The following is a 17,562-nucleotide window of genomic DNA, read 5'->3' as shown; positions in this document are numbered from 1 at the left end:
GTTACCGCCCAGAGCAATGACGATACGCATAGTGCAGATCCTTCTAAACAAAGAGGGTGCGTGCAACTCGGTCCCCTGTGAAAACCGGATCAAGTGTGGGAGCGGGCTTGCTCGCGAAGACGGTGTAACAGACAACATTGATGTCGACTGACACACTGCCTTCGAGAGCAAGCCCGCTCCCACATTGACCGTGTGCGTCAGTGGGAGCTGCGTCGTTTTACAAATCAGCCAGGGTCGACACCAGAATCGCCTTGATGGTGTGCATGCGGTTTTCCGCTTGCTCGAAGGCGATGCAGGCTGGCGACTCGAACACGTCATCGGTCACTTCGATACCGTTGCTCAGGTTTGGATACTGCTCGGCGATCTGTTTGCCGATCTTGGTATCGCTGTTGTGGAACGCCGGCAGGCAGTGCATGAACTTGGTTCGCGGGTTGCCGGTGGCTTTCATCAGTTCCGCGTTGACCTGGTACGGCAGCAACTGTTTGATGCGTTCGGCCCAGGCTTCAACGGGCTCACCCATCGACACCCAGACATCGGTGTGGATGAAGTCCACGCCTTTGACGGCAGCCTTGGGGTCTTCGGTCAGTGTGATGCGAGCACCGCTTTCCTCCGCATATTTTTTACAGCGAGCCACCAGATCATCTGCCGGCCACAGGGCTTTTGGCGCGCAGATGCGCACGTCCATGCCGAGTTTTGCGCCGATCAGCAGCAGCGAGTTGCCCATGTTATTGCGGGCGTCGCCCAGGTAGGCGTAGCTGATGTCGTGCAGCGGTTTATCGCTGTTCTCACGCATCGTCAGTACATCGGCGATCATTTGTGTCGGGTGATACTCATCCGTCAGTCCGTTGAACACCGGTACGCCGGCGTACTTGGCCAGTTCTTCGACGATTTCCTGCTTGAAGCCACGGTACTCGATGGCGTCGTACATGCGCCCGAGGACGCGGGCGGTGTCCTTCATGCTTTCCTTATGGCCTATTTGTGAAGAGCCCGGGTCGATGTAGGTGACGTTGGCGCCCTGGTCATAGGCTGCAACTTCGAAGGCGCACCGGGTGCGGGTCGAGGTTTTTTCGAAGATCAGCGCGATGTTGTTGCCTTTGAGGTGTTGCTGCTCGGTACCGGTGTATTTGGCGCGCTTGAGGTCGCGGGACAGGTCCAGCAGATAACGCAATTCGCGCGCGGTGTGGTGCTCAAGGCTCAGCAAATTACGGTTGTGAATATTAAAGGCCATGTCGGGTCTCCCTTGAATGTCGGTTGTCCTGAGGCCTGTGCTCGATGAACACAGGCCGGGATGAGCAAATCAATAATCGATGGGGTCGCGAATGATCGGGCAAGTCATGCAATGGCCGCCGCCACGCCCACGACCAAGTTCGCCGGCCGTGATGGTGATGACTTCCACGCCGGCCTTGCGCAGCAAGGTGTTGGTGTAGGTATTGCGGTCGTAACCGATGACCACGCCCGGTTCCATGGCCACCACGTTATTGCCATCGTCCCATTGCTCGCGCTCGGCGGCGAAAGCGTTGCCACCGGTTTCGACGACGCGCAGCGCCTTGAGGTTGAGAGCCTTGGCCACGGCATCAAGGAAGTGGGTTTCTTCGCGGCGGATGTCGATACCACCCGGTTTGCTTTCGTCAGGGCGCAGGGTGAAGGCGACGATCTGGTTCACCACTTCGGGGAAAATGGTCACCAGGTCGCGGTCGCAGAAGCTGAACACGGTGTCCAGGTGCATCGCGGCACGGGATTTCGGCAGGCCGGCAACAATGACCCGTTCCACCGCTTTGTTCTTGAACAGGTTGACCGCCAATTGGCCGATGGCCTGGCGGGACGAGCGCTCGCCCATGCCGATCAACACCACACTGTTACCGATCGGCATCACGTCGCCACCCTCAAGGGTGGCGCTGCCGTGATCCTGGTCGGGGTCGCCGTACCAGATCTGAAAGTCGGCGTTGGTGAACTGCGGGTGGAACTTGTAGATGGCGGTGGTCAGCAGGGTTTCCTGGCGGCGCGCCGGCCAGTACATCGGGTTCAGGGTCACGCCGCCGTAGATCCAGCAGGTGGTGTCGCGGGTGAACTGGGTGTTGGGCAGCGGCGGCAGTATGAAGCTGGAGTGGCCGAGAAAATCGCGGAACATTTGGATGGTCTTGCCACCGAAACTGTCCGGCAGGTCGTCGGCGGAAACCCCGCCGATCAGGAATTCGGCAGTCTTGCGTGGCTCCAGGCTGCGCAGCCAGGAACTCACCTCATTGACCAGGCCCAGGCCGACCGAGTTGGCGGTGATCTTGCGTTGCAGAATCCAGTCCAGCGCTTCAGGGATGGCGACGATATCGGTCAGCAGGTTGTGCATTTCCAGCACGTCGACGTTGCGTTCGCGCATTTTGGTGACGAAGTCGAAGTGGTCGCGTTTGGCCTGGGCGACCCACAGCACATCGTCGAACAGCAGTTCATCGCAGTTGTTCGGGGTCAGCCGCTGGTGGGCCAGGCCGGGGGAGCAAACCATGACTTTGCGCAGTTTGCCGGCTTCGGAATGGACGCCGTACTTAACTTTTTCGGTGGTCATTGCAGTAATTCTCCGAGTGAGGGGTCACAGGGTCAGGAAGCCGGCATACAGCCCGTAGGCCGCCACCAGGGCACCCACGACGACGACGACGAAAATCAGCTTCTCGACATTGGTGAAAACCGGTTTGTCGACTTCACGCTTGGCCTTGGCGAAGAGGATCACACCGGGGGCATACAGCAGGGCGGAGAGCAGCAGGTACTTGACGCCGCCGGCGTACAGCAGCCAGACCGCGTAGGCCAGGGCGATGGCGCCGATGATCAGATCCTTGCGCCGTTCGGCTGCGAAGCCTTCGTAGCTCTCGCCGCGCACTGCCAGCAGCAGGGCATAGGCTGCCGACCACAGGTACGGCACCAGAATCATCGAGGTGGCGAGGTAGATCAGCGACAGGTAAGTGCTGGCCGAAAACAGCGTGATGATCAGAAACAGCTGCACCATCGCGTTGGTCAGCCACAGCGCGTTGGCCGGTACGAGGTTGGCGTTTTCACGGCGCAAAAACGCCGGCATGGTGTGGTCCTTGGCGGCGGCGAACATGATCTCCGCGCACAGCAACACCCATGACAGCAACGCCCCGAGCAAGGAAATGATCAGGCCGACGCTGATCAGCACCGCGCCCCAGTGACCGACCACGTGTTCGAGCACCGCGGCCATCGACGGGTTCTGCAGTTTTGCCAGCGCAGGTTGGGTCATGATCCCCAGGGACAGCACGTTGACCAGCACCAGGAACAACAGCACGGTGATGAAACCGATGACCGTGGCTTTACCCACGTCGCTGCGGACTTCGGCACGGGCCGAGAAGATGCTCGCGCCTTCGATGCCGATGAACACCCACACGGTGACCAGCATCATCTTGCGCACCTGGTTCATCACGCTGCCCAGGTCCGGATTTTTCAGGCCCCAGATGTCGGCGGTGAAGATCTCCAGTTTGAACGCGAACAAGGTGATCAACACGAACAGCAGCAGCGGTACAACCTTGGCGATGGTGGTCACCAGGTTGATGAACGCCGCTTCCTTGATTCCCCGTAAAACCAGAAAGTGCACCGCCCAGAGCAGCAGCGAGGCGCCGATGACGGCGGCCACGGTGTTGCCTTCGCCGAAGATCGGAAAGAAGTAACCGAGGGTGCTGAACAGCAGAACGAAATAACCCACGTTGCCCAGCCAGGCACTGATCCAGTATCCCCAGGCCGACGAAAAACCCATGTAGTCGCCGAAACCGGCCTTGGCGTAGGCATAAACACCGCCATCCAGTTCAGGCTTGCGATTGGCCAGGGTTTGAAAGACGAAAGCGAGGGTCAACATGCCCACTGCGGTGATTGCCCAACCAATAAGAACAGCACCGACATCAGCACTGGCGGCCATGTTCTGGGGCAAAGAGAAGATCCCGCCACCAATCATTGAACCGACCACTAATGCCACGAGCGCGCCGAGTTTCAGTTTTCCGGGGGATTCAGACATTGCATGACTCCAATCCAATAGAGGGGATAACGAAATTAATTTCGTTAGCTATGCAATAACCAATTTTGTTCAAGTCATACTTATTCCTTGGCGATAAAGTCGCCATAAACGATTCGCCCAGACAAGCTGCCGAGACCAGCCTTGAAAGACACGAAAAACAAGTACGTAGATTGACGCTAGTATGTTTTTTCGGTTTGGCAAATTTTAATTACTTAATGAGAAAATCGAACTAACCCATTGAAAAACGTAGATGAAATGGCTATTACCGATGGCGATCGGTAGTGCGATTGGCTATATGTTTAGACTTTTTATCTTTAGTTGTTCCAGGCGCGCAAGTTTCCTTATGACCCTTACTGCATGGGGCTAATGGGTTAAATGGAGGCGACACCGGCGCTTTCACCGTGCCCATGGGCGAATTCTGGTGCATTGTCGCCGGAGCCGCCTATGCTCTGAACAAGGTCACGATATCGTCAGGCATACGAACTTTTTGTTAGTTCGACAATGCGTGGACTCAAACCGCGACCGGAAACATGACCTGCGTTTCTGATGCCTTGCTAAAAATCGGCTTGATCCAAGGAGCACACACCATTATGAACCTGTCCCGAAAACTGTTTATAGGCGCTGCGCTGGCCAGCTTGCTGGTCGGAGGCTGCACTTCTAAGGTCACTGAGCGTGAGCAGTATTCCGGCTTCCTTTCCAACTACAACAATTTGCAGCAGGTCACCACCACCAGCGGCGAAACAGCCATGCGCTGGGTGAGCCCGTCGTGGAATCCGAATGCCTATAACACCGTGGCCTTCAACAAGCTTGAGCTCTACCCGGCGCCACAACCCAACGAGCGGGTTAACCGACAAACCCTGGAGGAATTGCAGAGCTACATGACCAGCAAGACCAAAAGCGTTCTGGGCCAGAAATATAAGGTTGTGTCGAGCGCAAAATCAGCGCCCCCAGGTTCAAAAACCTTGATCATGCGCGCGGCGATCACCGGGGTGAATGCCGAAAACGAAGGTATGAAATGGTATGAAGTGGTGCCGGTCGCCGCCGTCGTCGGGGGTGTTTCTGCTGCCAGCGGCCATCGCGATCAAGAGACCACACTGTTCATCGAGGCAGAGTTTATCGATGCCAGTAACAATCAGACGGTGGCCAAAGTGGTGCGCAAAGTCTTTGGCAGTACGCTGTCCAACACCAGCCAAAAGATCACCACCAAGGATTTCAAAGTGGCGATCGACAAGCTGAGCACTGATTTGCAAGCCTTCATCAAATAGCGGGATCAACCAACGGCTACGCTTCTGAAATCTTTTCATTCGAGCCTAAAAAGGAGGGTACGAAAAACATGAGCAGCCCCCAGGACGACACTGCACCCAACTCTGCCGGTTGGCGCTTCAAACTGGGCATCGTGATTATCTGTTTGATACTGGGATCCTGGCTGTTGGTGCCACTCGCCGCCGCCGCGGATGTGCCCGGCCCAAAAATTGCGGCGCTGACCGGCATCCTGTTTATCAGTAACAAGATCATGTTGATCCTCGCCATTGCCGTCATGGGCAAGTCCGGCTTCCAGCAACTCAAGCGCAGCGTGTTTGGCTACGTCTCCACGCTCGCACCGGCGGATCTGGAAGTAGGCCCGGCACGCCATCGAATTGGCCTGGTGATGTTTTGCCTGCCGCTGATCTCATCATTTCTCGAACCCTATGTGGACACGCTGTGGCCGGGATTGAGACCGAACCTCTGGCAGGTCCAGGCGCTGGGCGATGCCATGTTGATCGGCAGCTTTTTCGTACTGGGGGGGAATTTCTGGGACAAGGTGCATGCGTTGTTTATCCGCACGGCACGTGTTGTTAGCGTGAGTACGGTGTGATTGCCGTAGCGGGGGAGGTGAAGCGTCATCAAGGACACCAGCCATTTAAAGGGCTCTGAAGTAGCTTTATGAGCCCTGCATTTGGCAACTATGTTGTGCCGATGCCCATTTGACTTGAGGTGGCCAGGTAAGTCTGGCTATTCTCGATCTACGGAAACCACCTTCCAACTGTCATCTGGATCAAAGCGCTTCATCGACTGCGCTACTTTGTCACCTCCTGGCCCCAAGTCTTTTTCGAACACCTGTCCTTCGTGACTGATCATAAAACTCATCACCCCCGTGTCATTGTATTTCGCCGGCCAGGCAATCAGTGCAAAGCCTCGGCTCATCTTGTCACCGATGTGGTAGCTGTAGGCGCCACCGGGTGCCGAAGGACCTTGGCCATCAAGGATGCGGAAGTGGTAACCATGCCAGTCTTCGCCCGCAATGGCTTTACCGAACTCGGGACCCAACGGGCTGATCTGACCGCTATCGTCGTCCGCCCAATAGAGCCCGTCGTGCTTGCCGGTGGTGCTGAAGATTTTCTGCGCATACTCGAGTGCGCCGTCACCGTCACGATCCAAAGACGCATAGTCCATCTGGGCGTCATGATAGGTCAGCACCGATTGCAACGCAGTGAGTTCGTTGCGGCCAATTCGACGTGCACGGATTTCGGCACTACCGGCGTTGAGGTCGAAGCGCCAACCATTCGCGCCCTTTATCATGGGTATAGGCAGTGTCCAGTTGTCACCGCCAACTGACAGGATCGCCTTTTGGTCACCGGTCTTTTCAATGTGGTGTTGCTCGCGGTACTGCTCCAGAAACGCATCCACATCACTGCGCTGCACGCCTTCGCGCGGGATGAAACTGCGCCATTCATTACCCAGCAAGTCTGTCAGGCGTGCCTGATCGGCGTGTTCGGTACCCAGTGCTTCGACGAACGCTTGAGCGGCTTTTTCTGGCGTTGGAAATGCCTGCTGTGCGTTGACAGTGCACGACCACGCCAAGCTACCCACTATCGCCAAGGCTTGAGGAAGCAAGCTCATGAGTGTCTTCACTCGAGGATTGTTTTTCAACGACGGCCCCCCCTTTGACGCGCGGGTGGATTGGACGGCCGACTGATCTGATGGCCGGTTGGTCGCGAGGCAGCGGGGCGCTGGGCGTAGGTCTGGCTGGCCCGACCGCGACTGGCTTGCGCGTTGGTCTGTGAGGGTGAGCGTGCGCCAGCGAAGGCATTGTTGCGGGCACTGCCCGTGTTGGCGGACGGTTGTTTTTGCAACCCCTGGCGCGCTTGTGAGCTGTCTTGCCCACGCTGATTCACCTGAGCGGTTTGTTTCCTGGGCTGCTGACTCTCCCGAGTGTTTCTGGCCGCGGCCTGGCTCCTGTCGGACGACTTCGCTCGGTCTGTTCCTGCTTGCATCCGATTGCTGGCCGAGGTTCCGGACTGGGCTTTGCGCGCTGTATCACGGGCTTCGCGGTTGCTGGTGGCAGGTCGTTCGATACCGTGCTTGTCCATTGAACCACGGGCTTTTTCACGAGCCTGCGCTCGCTCGGCGGTGTCCCCTCGATAGGCCTCACGCTGACGGGCACCGTCCAGTTGGCGGCCATACTGTTCGCGGCTCTTGGTGTCTCGATAAGGAACGCCATCGCGATGCACGGCGTTGTGCTGCCATTTGTTCTGATTACGGGTGATTTGGTTGTTGTGGTTGATGTTGTTGTAGCGATCAACGTCGATGTCGATGTCGTTATTGCCCCAGTCACATTCCCCCCATAACGAACCGATGATAGCCACACCGGTACCAAACGCCAGCCCGGCCATCAATGCCGAACCGGGGTAATAGGCCGGTGGCGGTGGATAGTACACGGGAGGCGACGCCGGATAGGGCCAGGTGCCGTAGGTTGTCGTCGGGTTATAGCTGGGTACGTAAACCACCTGCGGATCGGCAGGCTGAATAATGATGGTGGAGGTGCTGCTGGCAGGGGCAGGAGCAGGGGCTGAAGTCGAGGGGGCGGATGCCGGGGCCGTAACAGCTTGAACTGTCACGTTCTGATACTGGTTGCTCTGCAGGTTGCCTGCTGCTTGCGCCTGATGACGCAAGCGTTGCACGCCCCCCATGACATCGTCGGGTTGCGCCAGGAAGGCATCACCCAGGCGTTGTACCCAGACGGGATCCTGTCCCAGCGTTGCCAGTACCTGGGGGAAGGCGACCAGCGCCTGCACACTCGGATCCCAGGGCTGGCTCGCCACTTGTTTGACCGCATCATCGCCCTTGGCGTCCGGGTGTGCTTTTGACCAGGTGGCCGCCTCGGCGACTTCACCGGGGTACGTGGTGGCCATCAGCACCTGAGCCAGCAGTGGGTCCGGATAGAGCGCAATGGGCGCCAGCATTTGATCCAGCTGTTCCTGGTTAAACACGGCATCTTTGGCCGCGGCTGTGACGGGCGCTGTGTCGGCAGCGCTTGCTGTCCCGGTTGCGGTCGCATCCAACGACTGCGCCAGGCAGGAAGCTCCACTCAAAAACAGTGCAGCTGAGACCGCGTAAAATAATGGAATGTGCATTGCACCCCCCATGTGATCAGGCAGGCTTGAAATGAGTGGATCAATGCCAGGGAGATGACAACCGACTGTACAAGCCACAGACCTCAGCTTCGATGCCGCTCCCTAAGGGTAGCAAACATATAATTTTTGCCATTACTGCATTGCAGTGTATGCCCAAGTGATCCCGCACGTGTCTAAGGTATCGCATAGACCTTGAACAGCTTCCTGGCCGCGTCGCTGGCGCCTCCCAGGTAATGATCGTATGCCTGCTCAATCTCGCCTGATCGGTACATTTCACTCAGCGTGGTGTCGACCAGCAAACGGAAATTTTCATCGTCTCGATCCAGCGCCATTGCAGTCGGCGCGTACTCGAAAATACGCTCCAGCAGCACCAGCTTTCCTGCGTAGTGATCTGTGCTGAGGAGGTTCGTGAGCATCATGCGTTCAGCGAAGAACACATCGGCTTTGCCTTCGGCAACCAGTTTAAGGCCTGCGTCAGTGTTCTCGACCGTGACCAGCGTAGCCACCACACCGAGCAATTGCATTTGCTGACGTATCCACGCCTCAGTGACTCCGCCAGCCGTCGCGGCAAAGGTTTGGTTGACCAGCCCATGGTTGATGGTCGCTCGCCATGTTGGCCCGGTATGGGCTACTTTTCCGTTCAGCACATTGAGCAACGTTTCCGGTGCTTCCCGGCGCACCACTGCCGACAGGCCGGCGGTGTAGATCGGCACCGAGTAGCTCACCGCCTTGCGCCGCTCCAGTGTGGGCGGTGTCGGCGTACAAAGAATGTCGACCTGCCCCGAGCTGACGGCTTTCATCTCGTCGTTGGCTGTGACGGGCTGGTAACGTATTTGCAAACCGGACAAACCCAACTCTGTCTTGACCTTGTCGGCGATTTTCAGACAAAGATCGATGGCATAACCGTTGGCTTTATCGCCTGCCTGGGCACTAAAGGGCGCGAAGCTCGGAAGGTAACCGAGGGTGAAGCTATTGTTCGCCCGCACGCGCTCAAGGGTACTGGCATCGGCCAGTAGCGGCACCAGCGAGAGCAGGCCGACGAGCAGCAGGTTGTTGGCTTTAGTCAGTTTTACGTTCATGTCCAGGTTCCTCGAATTCAGATGTCTGTGCAGCCCTGAAGACAATGGCTAAGGGTTGCCGGCCCTGGTCTGAACGATTGGAGACTCATCGACGAAACGCTTGGCGAGGAAGCCATAAAGCAGGTAGCCGAATGCAAGGACGAGGGTGCCGCCGAACACGGCGTCTCTGCCGCAGGCATACAGGGCGTATAAGGAATAGGCCACGCCGATCAGCAGAAATATCGTGTTGCGGGTGTAAATGCCGGCACTGACTTTGGCTTTGTACATCATGACCAGCAGACCGGTGGCCGCCGTCACGTAAGGGATCAGGTTGGTCACTGCCGCGAGGCTGACGAGCTTTCCGAACTGGGCGCTGGCATTGGGTGAAATGGTCGACAGCGCCATCAAGGTTTGCACCACACCGCAGACGAGCATGCCGGCAATGGGGGCATCTCGCGCGCTGATCTTGCAGAAGAGTTTTGGGAACATTCCCTGGTCAGCCGTCGTCTTGGCTGTTTGTGCCAGGGTGAATTGCCAACCCAGCAGCGAACCAACACAGGCCATCACCGCCAGCGCCATGATGATGTTGCCAACAACAGGGTTGAACATGTGCGCATAGACGAGGGCGAAAGGGGCCGATGCGTTGGCCAGTTCGGCATTGGGAATGATGCCCTGAATAACCGTAGTCGACAGCACATAGATCACTGCCGCCCCCAGCGTGCCGAGCAGGCAGGCCAGCGGCACGGTGCGTTTGGGGTTTTCTACCGCATCGGAAGCTTGCGCCGCCGACTCCATGCCGAGGAAGGCCCACAGGGTCAAGGGAATTGCCTTGCCGATGGCTTCGGAGATTGGCAGGTTGTTCGGGTTCCAGGCGGCCGTCAGCACATCGGGCTTGAACCAGAACCAACCGATGATGCTCAAACCGGCCACGGGGATGATTACACCCCATACGGTAATCGCACCGATCTTGCCAGTGATGCCGGGGCCACCGAAGTTAGCCACCGTGGTCAACCAGAGCAGGCCGACCGTCCCTATGAACAACGGAATGGCGCCACTTCCCAACCATGGCAAGAACGATGTCATGTATCCCACTGCTGAGATGGCCACCGCCACGTTAGCGATGGCCAGCGAAAGGAAGTAAAGGTACGAACAGACGAAGAACCCTGATTTGGCGTGTGCCTCTTCGGTGTAGGCGGACAATCCGCCTGGACGCAGGCAGTAGATGCCGCACTGGGAAAAGCAATAGGCGATGGCCATGGAGCCTATGGCGGTGACGATCCATGACAACAATGAGACGGCCCCCAGTTGAGCCATGCTCGTCGGCAACATGATGATGCCCGACCCCATCATGTTCACTGTCACCAGAGTGGTGAGCCCCGTGAGGCTCATTTTCTTGCTTGAGTCGGCCATCGGAAACTCCTTGATTTGCTCAACGCATTGACTCTGGGGCCGGCGTTTGATTGCTTGTCGTCGGGCAAGGGGTTAAACGTTGATGTCTGACCACATAGACCTTATGGGCCACTCCAAAAAAGCCTGATTCAAAGCATTGGTAATACTGGGTATAGACACATATTGGCCAATCGGCTTTTTTTCTTCACAGCCCCGAAAAGCCTTGTGTGTCAGGCCTGAGAATGAGGCTTCACCGAGAGAGGTCCATCGTATGGATCGAGAGGCGGACTGTCAGAAATCGTCCCCGACCATAAAGGACGATTTGTAATCATTTCCAGAGAGTGCGGGGCATTGATTCGCGAGTTCAATCTCTCGGCAAAAGACTCGGCTCCATCAAGGCTGCGAAAGCTCGCCATCCACAGATCCATGTGAACCCACCAGCAATTCTGTGCCGGGTCTTTTTCAACATAAATCTTCATTGAAGGCGCTCCAAAAGTGCAGGGACCGATCATCCTGACGTGTGCAGGCTCATCCTTGCCTTCTGAGTACGCTGGCGGTAAGCAATCCATGGCGTTGCGTCGTTGCGCATCTACTAGCGTGTACTCGATCAACCGGCAAACTATTGATCAGGATCAACTCATCTGGCCCGTTTTTCCGCGACCTAATACCGTGCGTCGGAGAGCAACTGCCTGGCTCAATGCCTGTCGGTGCTCTCAAAGGAGGGATCTACTGAGAGCGGAGGAGTTGAGCGTTATTGTTGATGATGGTTTGTATGATCTCTACTGAACCGTTGATGGCGAACTGAACGCCCATGCAAACGAGTAAAAAACCCATCAAGCGCGAGATGGCATCAATTCCAGACTCTCCAGTGGCTTTCATAATTAAATCCGAGGCGCGTAAACAACCCCAAAGAATCAAAGCGGTTGAAAGGAAAATCAATGGCGGCGCTGTCAGCAATACCCAGGACGGAAAAGTTGTGTTGTTTTTAATGGTGGCAGAAGCACTAATAATCATTGCAATCGTGCCTGGGCCTGCAGTGCTAGGCATGGCCAATGGAATGAACGCAAAATTGGTTCGTTCTGCCTCGGCAGCACAGGAGGAGGGCAGGCGGGGCTGAGGAAATAACATTCTTGAGCCGATGATTATAAGAATTCCCCCGCCGGCAATCCGCAATCCCGGTATGGATATACTAAAAATCCCCATGATAAATTCACCTATGTAGTAGGTGAGCGTCATGATAATAAAGACGTATAACGCTGTCAGGAATGCCTGTTTGTTTTTTTGTTCTCGATTAAGCCCTTGAGAGAGGGCTAGAAAAAGTGCCACTGTCGTAGGGGGGTTGATCAATGGCAATAATGCCAGCAGTCCAAGGATGATCGCGTCAAATAAATGGTCCACGACTGGATACCCTCCCAAGTAACTGAAAACTCCGTATCAAGGCATAGTGTGTAATTAAGTATGTGCCAACACTGCCTATTCATACACCGCTCCTCAGTATCGAGGTAGTACCAGAACACTGAATAATCTTAGACGTGATTTGGGGCTTGACCACTAAATAGAAGTTTTGGTTGGTTATCGAGCTTGCTTGGCTTTGGTTTTAGCGGGTTCGTAGACTGATGAGGAGGGGCGACACCTTTAAGCCCATCGCAGCCTTGGCGACGAGGACGACGTTATCTGGCATCGATCGACTTGGTCGCAAGGACATCGTGGGCAGGGTTACGGATGGCAAGGTTCGGTATCGGGCCGTCCTCTCTATGCATCACGGCTTGGCATTTTTCGTTTCAGGGTCATCTCTGGGTGCATTTTATTGAACATTAACAGTGCATCGGTATTTATCGAGGCGCCGCGTTGGACGCCTTGTATTACGTGGAGAATAAAAACAGTGAGTAGGAATTTCCCGCTTGTGGGGCATAAAGCTCAAATCAGTTGCCAAATGCACCATTTTCGTACGAACCAGAGTTGTGCAAGTTACAACTGGAAAAAACGTTTCAGTGGGGCTATCGTTTTTCGTCTCATGGATGAAACAAAATGTCGCCATGGCGTCTTGCCTGAGGGTTTTTCCGGCTTTTATCGGTCGTGACAATACTTGGGCACAGCCCTTGCAAAAGTACTTTCAAACCACCGCAAGTGTGGTTTTCAACGAAAAAAGTAGTGGGGGAGCGTTATAAATGGGGCGCCAGAAATCAAACCGGAAAGGCCAAATCTCTGGCGTCGGAACGCGTCAGGCGATTGCCGAAATCATGAGGAATTTGTTTCCGAATGAGACAGGAAGTTAACGACGCACACTGAGGTGCTCAACAGAAACAGTACTCACTAAAACAACGTAAGGCCTGATTTTATTGAAATAGCGAAGTTATAAAAAAAATGCCGTCTGTATCGCGGCAAGGAGTAGGGTATGTCCCGAGCTTTTTTTAACGAAATGTATGATGCGAGTGGTGGCTGCCGCCCACATTACCAGGAGTTCGCACGTTGGTTGGCGGACACACCTCTGGAGTTGCTGGATCAACGTCGTCGCGAAGCCGACCTGTTGTTCCACCGAGCCGGCATCACCTTCACTTTATACGGGGACGAGCAGGGCACCGAGCGGTTGATTCCGTTCGACATCATTCCACGCAGCATCAAGGCCAGCGAATGGCAAATGGTCGAGCGTGGCTGCATTCAGCGGGTCCAGGCGTTGAACATGTTCCTGGACGACATCTACCACGGGCAACGTATTCTCAAAGAGGGCATCATCCCGGCCGAACAGGTGTTGGCCAACGAGGGTTATCAGGTCGCCATGCAGGGCCTGAATCTGCACCGGGGCATCTACGCCCACATCGCCGGGGTCGATCTGGTCCGCGACGGCGATGGCAGCTACTACGTACTGGAAGACAATCTGCGCACTCCCAGCGGCGTCAGCTACATGCTTGAAGACCGCAAGATGATGATGCGTTTGTTCCCCGAGCTCTTCGCCGCCCAGCGTGTGGCGCCCATCGATCACTACCCGAACCTGCTGCTGGACACCCTGAGGAGCTCCAGTCCGCTGGATAATCCCACCACCGTGGTGCTGACCCCGGGCCGCTTCAACAGCGCTTACTTCGAGCATGCGTTCCTGGCCCGTGAAATGGGCGTGGAACTGGTTGAAGGCGCCGATCTGTTTGTCCGCGACGATCACGTCTATATGCGCACCACCGCAGGCCCCAGACAGGTGGACGTCATTTACCGCCGTCTCGACGATGCGTATCTCGATCCACTGTCGTTCAACCCGGACTCCATGCTCGGCGTACCGGGCCTGATTGCCGCTTACCGCTCAGGCAACGTGGTGCTCGCGAACGCCGTCGGCACCGGCGTGGCGGACGACAAGTCGATCTATCCCTACGTCGGCGACATGATCCGCTTCTACCTCGCCGAGGAACCGATCCTCAAGAACGTACCGACCTGGCAATGCCGCAAGCCGGAAGAACTGTCCCATGTGCTGGCGAATCTGCCTGAGCTGGTGGTCAAGGAAACCCAGGGCTCCGGTGGCTACGGCATGCTGGTCGGCCCGGCGGCCACGGCAGCGGAAATCGAAGACTTCCGCGCGCGCCTCAAGGCACGCCCCGAAGCTTATATCGCCCAACCAACCCTGTGCCTGTCGACGTGCCCGACCTTTGTCGAAAACGGCATCGCCCCACGCCACATTGACCTGCGCCCGTTTGTGCTGTCGGGCAGAGAAACCCGTCTGGTGCCCGGTGGCCTGACCCGCGTGGCATTGCGCGAAGGCTCGCTGGTGGTGAACTCGTCTCAGGGCGGCGGCACCAAAGACACTTGGGTAGTGGAGGACTAAGACATGCTTTCAAGAACCGCTTCGGACCTCTACTGGATGTCCCGTTACCTGGAGCGCGCCGAAAACCTGGCGCGCATGCTTGAAGTCAGTTACTCGTTGTCGCTGATGCCTCAGGCGGGGCGCACCGATGGCCGCGCCGAACTGGCAATGTCGCTGCTCGCCGCCGGTACGCTGGACGATTACAACGAGCGTTATGGTGAGCTCAACACCGAGCGCATGCTGCACTTCTTCGCGCTGGATGAAACCAACCCCGGGAGTATCTATTGCTGTTTGCAAGCCGCGCGGGCCAATGCTCATGCCGTGCGCGGACGCATCACCGCCGATATGTGGGAGAACATCAACGCCACCTGGCTGGAGATGCGCAACATCGCCAGTAATGGTCTGGCGCGTTATGGCATCAGCCATTTCTGCGAGTGGGTCAAGGAGCGTTCGCACCTGTTCCGCGGGGCGACCTCGGGCACCATCATGCGCAACGATGCCTACTGTTTCATTCGCCTGGGGACTTTCCTTGAGCGGGCGGACAACACGCTGCGCCTGCTGGATGCACGCTACGAAATGTTCGGCGAGGAGTCGGAGGAGGTGAGTGACAACTCCGCGCGCGGCTACTACCAGTGGAGTGCCTTGCTGCGGGCCTTGTCGTCCTTCGAGGCGTTCAACGAGATCTACCGCAATGCGCCGGGCGCCGAGCAGGTCTCCGAGATGCTGTTGTTGCGCAGCGACGTCCCGCGTTCGTTGCACGCCTGTATCGAGGAACTGGACCATATCCTCGCCAGCCTGCCGGGCAGCAACGGGCGGGCCGCCCAGCGGTTGGCCGCCGAGTTGAATGCTCGGCTGCGCTACACCGGTATCGACGAGATTCTCGGCTTCGGTCTGCACCTGTGGCTGACTGACTTCATCTCCCAGGTTCGCCATCTCGGCCAGACCGTTCACGAGTCCTATCTGGAGGCCGTATGAAACTGTCCATACGTCACGACACCACCTACAGCTACGCCGATGAAGTCTGCACCAGCATTCAGTTCCTGCGTCTGACACCACAGAACAACGACCGCCAGCGCATTCTGGAATGGCACCTGGAACTGCCGCGCCTGGTGCGCAGCCAGTTCGATCCTTACGGCAACATCCTGCATGTGTTGACGATGGACGAGCCCCACGGCGCCTTGGTGCTGACAGCTTATGGTCAGGTGGAAATCGACCCGGACCGTGAGCTGGAACGCGACAGCCAGTCGCCCTTGCCGTTTTTGCGCACCAGTCACCTGACAAAAGCCGACGATGCCCTGAATACCTTCGCCGTGCAGCAGTGCGGCGGGCGGCGTGACCGGATGGCGCTGACCGACTTGATGCATGGCCTGGCCGACCATATGGTCTACAACCCGGGCGCGACCACCGTGGACACCACGGCCGCCGAGGCTTTTGCGGGCGGAGGCGGGGTCTGTCAGGACCACACCCACGCTTTCCTGGCCTGTGCCCGCAGCCTGGGGATTCCTGCGCGTTACGTCTCCGGTTATCTGTGCACCGAAGATGAAAACCACCTGGCCAGTCATGCCTGGGCCGAAGCTTGGCTCGACGATGGCTGGTACAGCTTCGACGTCACCAACCGACTGACCCGGCCCGAACGCCATCTGAAACTGGCGGTGGGCCTGGACTACCTCGACGCCTGCCCGGTGCGTGGCATGCGTCGCGGAGGCGGAGCTGAGTCGATGCTGGCGCGGGTGCAGGTGACGTCGCTGTTTCAGGTTCAGCACCAATAAGCCTGCGACGGTCAATGTCATTGGCCATACTGTCATGGACGGCGGTATGGCTTCTTGTCCAACATGTGTTGGTGTGCTGCCAAACTTTCTGAATTCAGAGGTATTCCAAATGTCAAAAACCACCTAAGCCTCTGAATTTTTTTACATTTATGAACCCCCGTGCGGGAAATATTTTAAATCCCTCGGCGACCGCCGCTTTCCTCTCTTTCAAAAGTTAAGTTCATTATTATAAAAAGTTTATAGCGCTCGGCCCAAAAAGAATCTCCACAGCATGTACCGGTGGGGGGGCGCGAAACAATGCTTATTGTTGGCGCTCAATATTGACAAGATGAGCTGATGAGAAATATGAAAAACAGGGGGGCGCGGTGCGATGAAGTGGAATTTGAGGAGCTTAAATAGGCCTGGCGTAGAAATGACGTAATTCAAATATGCATAGATAAAAAGATAGCTTGTAAAAGTGCATTGTTCGAACACTACGTTTTATAGGCTGCTTCATAAATACGATGAAGGCACTGGGTCGGCTGCTCTGCTTCAGAGCAAAAGAGGCCGAAAAAAGGCGACAGCCAATTAGTTGAAGCCGTTGAGAGTGTTATTAAGGAGGCCATCAAAAGCAAGCTGACCGGAGGGCAGGTATGCCAAGCCATCTTGAACGTGCTCCGGACGGGGCGTGGCCGCGCAGAACTCAGAAAAATAGGGCGGTACCCCGCCCTGAACACATCAAAAAGTGCAGTGATTCACTCCACCTTTTTTCACCTGATGCTTTGTTGAAGTCGGCGTTTTCTTGAGAAACAAAATTTAGTTACTTGGACATCCAGACGATAACAGTTCGGTAATCTTCATCACTGCAGTCCTTGCAGAGACCGCGCGGGGGCATGGCTGCGAAGCCCTCTGTAGCGTGCTTCACCAATGTGTCCATTCCTTTATCCAAGCGAGGCTTCCAGGCGGATTGATCACCTTTCCTGGGAGCGGCCGGTAATTGGCCGTTGTGGCACATCATGCAGCTACGATTGAACACGGCTTCGGGCTCTTGAGCGGCCACCGCGGAAGCAAAAAAAGCCAAGCAGGCAGAGATTATAATTTTTTTCAATTTTCACCCTATAAATGTGTATTGAGGTTCTACCGTCATGGTCGCCACTCAATCAGCTGTGCTGAGCAATCATGA

15 protein-coding genes are annotated in these 17,562 nt (G+C 56.4%); 5 read left to right on the top strand and 10 right to left on the bottom strand.

Annotation, left to right across the window (positions count from 1 at the left end; genetic code table 11):
- Window positions 1-217: 217 nt before the first annotated feature.
- From AC30D7_RS04895 to arcD, 3 genes are all read right to left on the bottom strand, one after another.
- On the bottom strand, window positions 218-1,228 hold the full coding sequence (locus tag AC30D7_RS04895) for an ornithine carbamoyltransferase (protein ID WP_490133273.1): 1,011 nt from the start codon (window positions 1,226-1,228) through the stop codon (window positions 218-220).
- A 69-nt stretch (window positions 1,229-1,297) separates the two neighbouring features.
- The gene (gene arcA / locus AC30D7_RS04890; RefSeq protein WP_490133272.1) at window positions 1,298-2,554 is read right to left on the bottom strand and encodes an arginine deiminase; all 1,257 of its coding nucleotides are present in this window, start codon (window positions 2,552-2,554) and stop codon (window positions 1,298-1,300) included.
- A 24-nt stretch (window positions 2,555-2,578) separates the two neighbouring features.
- The gene (gene arcD / locus AC30D7_RS04885; protein WP_490133271.1) at window positions 2,579-4,006 is read right to left on the bottom strand and encodes an arginine-ornithine antiporter; all 1,428 of its coding nucleotides are present in this window, start codon (window positions 4,004-4,006) and stop codon (window positions 2,579-2,581) included.
- 590 nt (window positions 4,007-4,596) lie between these two features.
- On the opposite strand from arcD, the gene AC30D7_RS04880 reads away from it, so the two are divergent.
- The gene (locus tag AC30D7_RS04880) at window positions 4,597-5,271 is read left to right on the top strand and encodes a DUF3313 domain-containing protein (RefSeq protein WP_490133283.1); all 675 of its coding nucleotides are present in this window, start codon (window positions 4,597-4,599) and stop codon (window positions 5,269-5,271) included.
- Between the two features lie 68 nt (window positions 5,272-5,339).
- On the top strand, window positions 5,340-5,861 hold the full coding sequence (locus AC30D7_RS04875; protein ID WP_490133270.1) for a transporter suffix domain-containing protein: 522 nt from the start codon (window positions 5,340-5,342) through the stop codon (window positions 5,859-5,861).
- 137 nt (window positions 5,862-5,998) lie between these two features.
- On the opposite strand, the gene AC30D7_RS04870 is transcribed toward AC30D7_RS04875, so the two are convergent.
- The 6 genes from AC30D7_RS04870 to AC30D7_RS04845 form a co-directional block, all read right to left on the bottom strand.
- Complete coding sequence (locus tag AC30D7_RS04870; RefSeq protein WP_490133269.1) at window positions 5,999-6,886, bottom strand: DUF2950 domain-containing protein; 888 nt, start codon at window positions 6,884-6,886, stop codon at window positions 5,999-6,001.
- Window positions 6,887-6,912: 26 nt separating this feature from the next.
- Entirely contained in the window at window positions 6,913-8,400 is a 1,488-nt protein-coding gene (locus AC30D7_RS04865) for a DUF3300 domain-containing protein (protein ID WP_490133268.1), read from the bottom strand.
- Window positions 8,401-8,573: 173 nt separating this feature from the next.
- Window positions 8,574-9,479: an amino acid ABC transporter substrate-binding protein gene (locus tag AC30D7_RS04860; RefSeq protein WP_490133267.1), complete on the bottom strand. Its 906-nt coding sequence runs from the start codon at window positions 9,477-9,479 to the stop codon at window positions 8,574-8,576.
- 48 nt (window positions 9,480-9,527) lie between these two features.
- Window positions 9,528-10,868, bottom strand: a complete 1,341-nt coding sequence (potE, locus tag AC30D7_RS04855; protein WP_490133266.1) for a putrescine-ornithine antiporter — start codon at window positions 10,866-10,868, stop codon at window positions 9,528-9,530.
- Window positions 10,869-11,077: 209 nt separating this feature from the next.
- A complete protein-coding gene (locus tag AC30D7_RS04850) occupies window positions 11,078-11,326 on the bottom strand; it encodes a hypothetical protein (protein ID WP_490133265.1) in 249 nt (82 codons plus the stop codon).
- Window positions 11,327-11,573: 247 nt separating this feature from the next.
- Entirely contained in the window at window positions 11,574-12,245 is a 672-nt protein-coding gene (locus AC30D7_RS04845) for a MarC family NAAT transporter (RefSeq protein ID WP_490133264.1), read from the bottom strand.
- A 997-nt stretch (window positions 12,246-13,242) separates the two neighbouring features.
- Between AC30D7_RS04845 and AC30D7_RS04840 the strand changes: the two genes are divergently transcribed.
- From AC30D7_RS04840 to AC30D7_RS04830, 3 genes are read left to right on the top strand one after another with little or no spacing between them, the layout of a single operon-like run.
- Complete coding sequence (locus tag AC30D7_RS04840; protein WP_007938225.1) at window positions 13,243-14,652, top strand: circularly permuted type 2 ATP-grasp protein; 1,410 nt, start codon at window positions 13,243-13,245, stop codon at window positions 14,650-14,652.
- A 3-nt stretch (window positions 14,653-14,655) separates the two neighbouring features.
- Window positions 14,656-15,606, top strand: coding sequence for an alpha-E domain-containing protein (locus AC30D7_RS04835; RefSeq protein ID WP_019578892.1), 951 nt, complete (start codon window positions 14,656-14,658; stop codon window positions 15,604-15,606).
- On the top strand, window positions 15,603-16,400 hold the full coding sequence (locus AC30D7_RS04830; protein ID WP_490133263.1) for a transglutaminase family protein: 798 nt from the start codon (window positions 15,603-15,605) through the stop codon (window positions 16,398-16,400). Before AC30D7_RS04835 ends, AC30D7_RS04830 begins: the two co-directional genes overlap by 4 nt.
- Before the next feature lie 799 nt (window positions 16,401-17,199).
- Here the strand turns inward: AC30D7_RS04830 and AC30D7_RS04825 are convergent.
- The gene (locus AC30D7_RS04825) at window positions 17,200-17,487 is read right to left on the bottom strand and encodes a c-type cytochrome (RefSeq protein WP_490133262.1); all 288 of its coding nucleotides are present in this window, start codon (window positions 17,485-17,487) and stop codon (window positions 17,200-17,202) included.
- Window positions 17,488-17,562: the final 75 nt, after the last annotated feature.

This window comes from Pseudomonas sp. DF5, from assembly GCF_058148225.1.
This window is presented reverse-complemented; position numbering and strand designations above follow the sequence as displayed.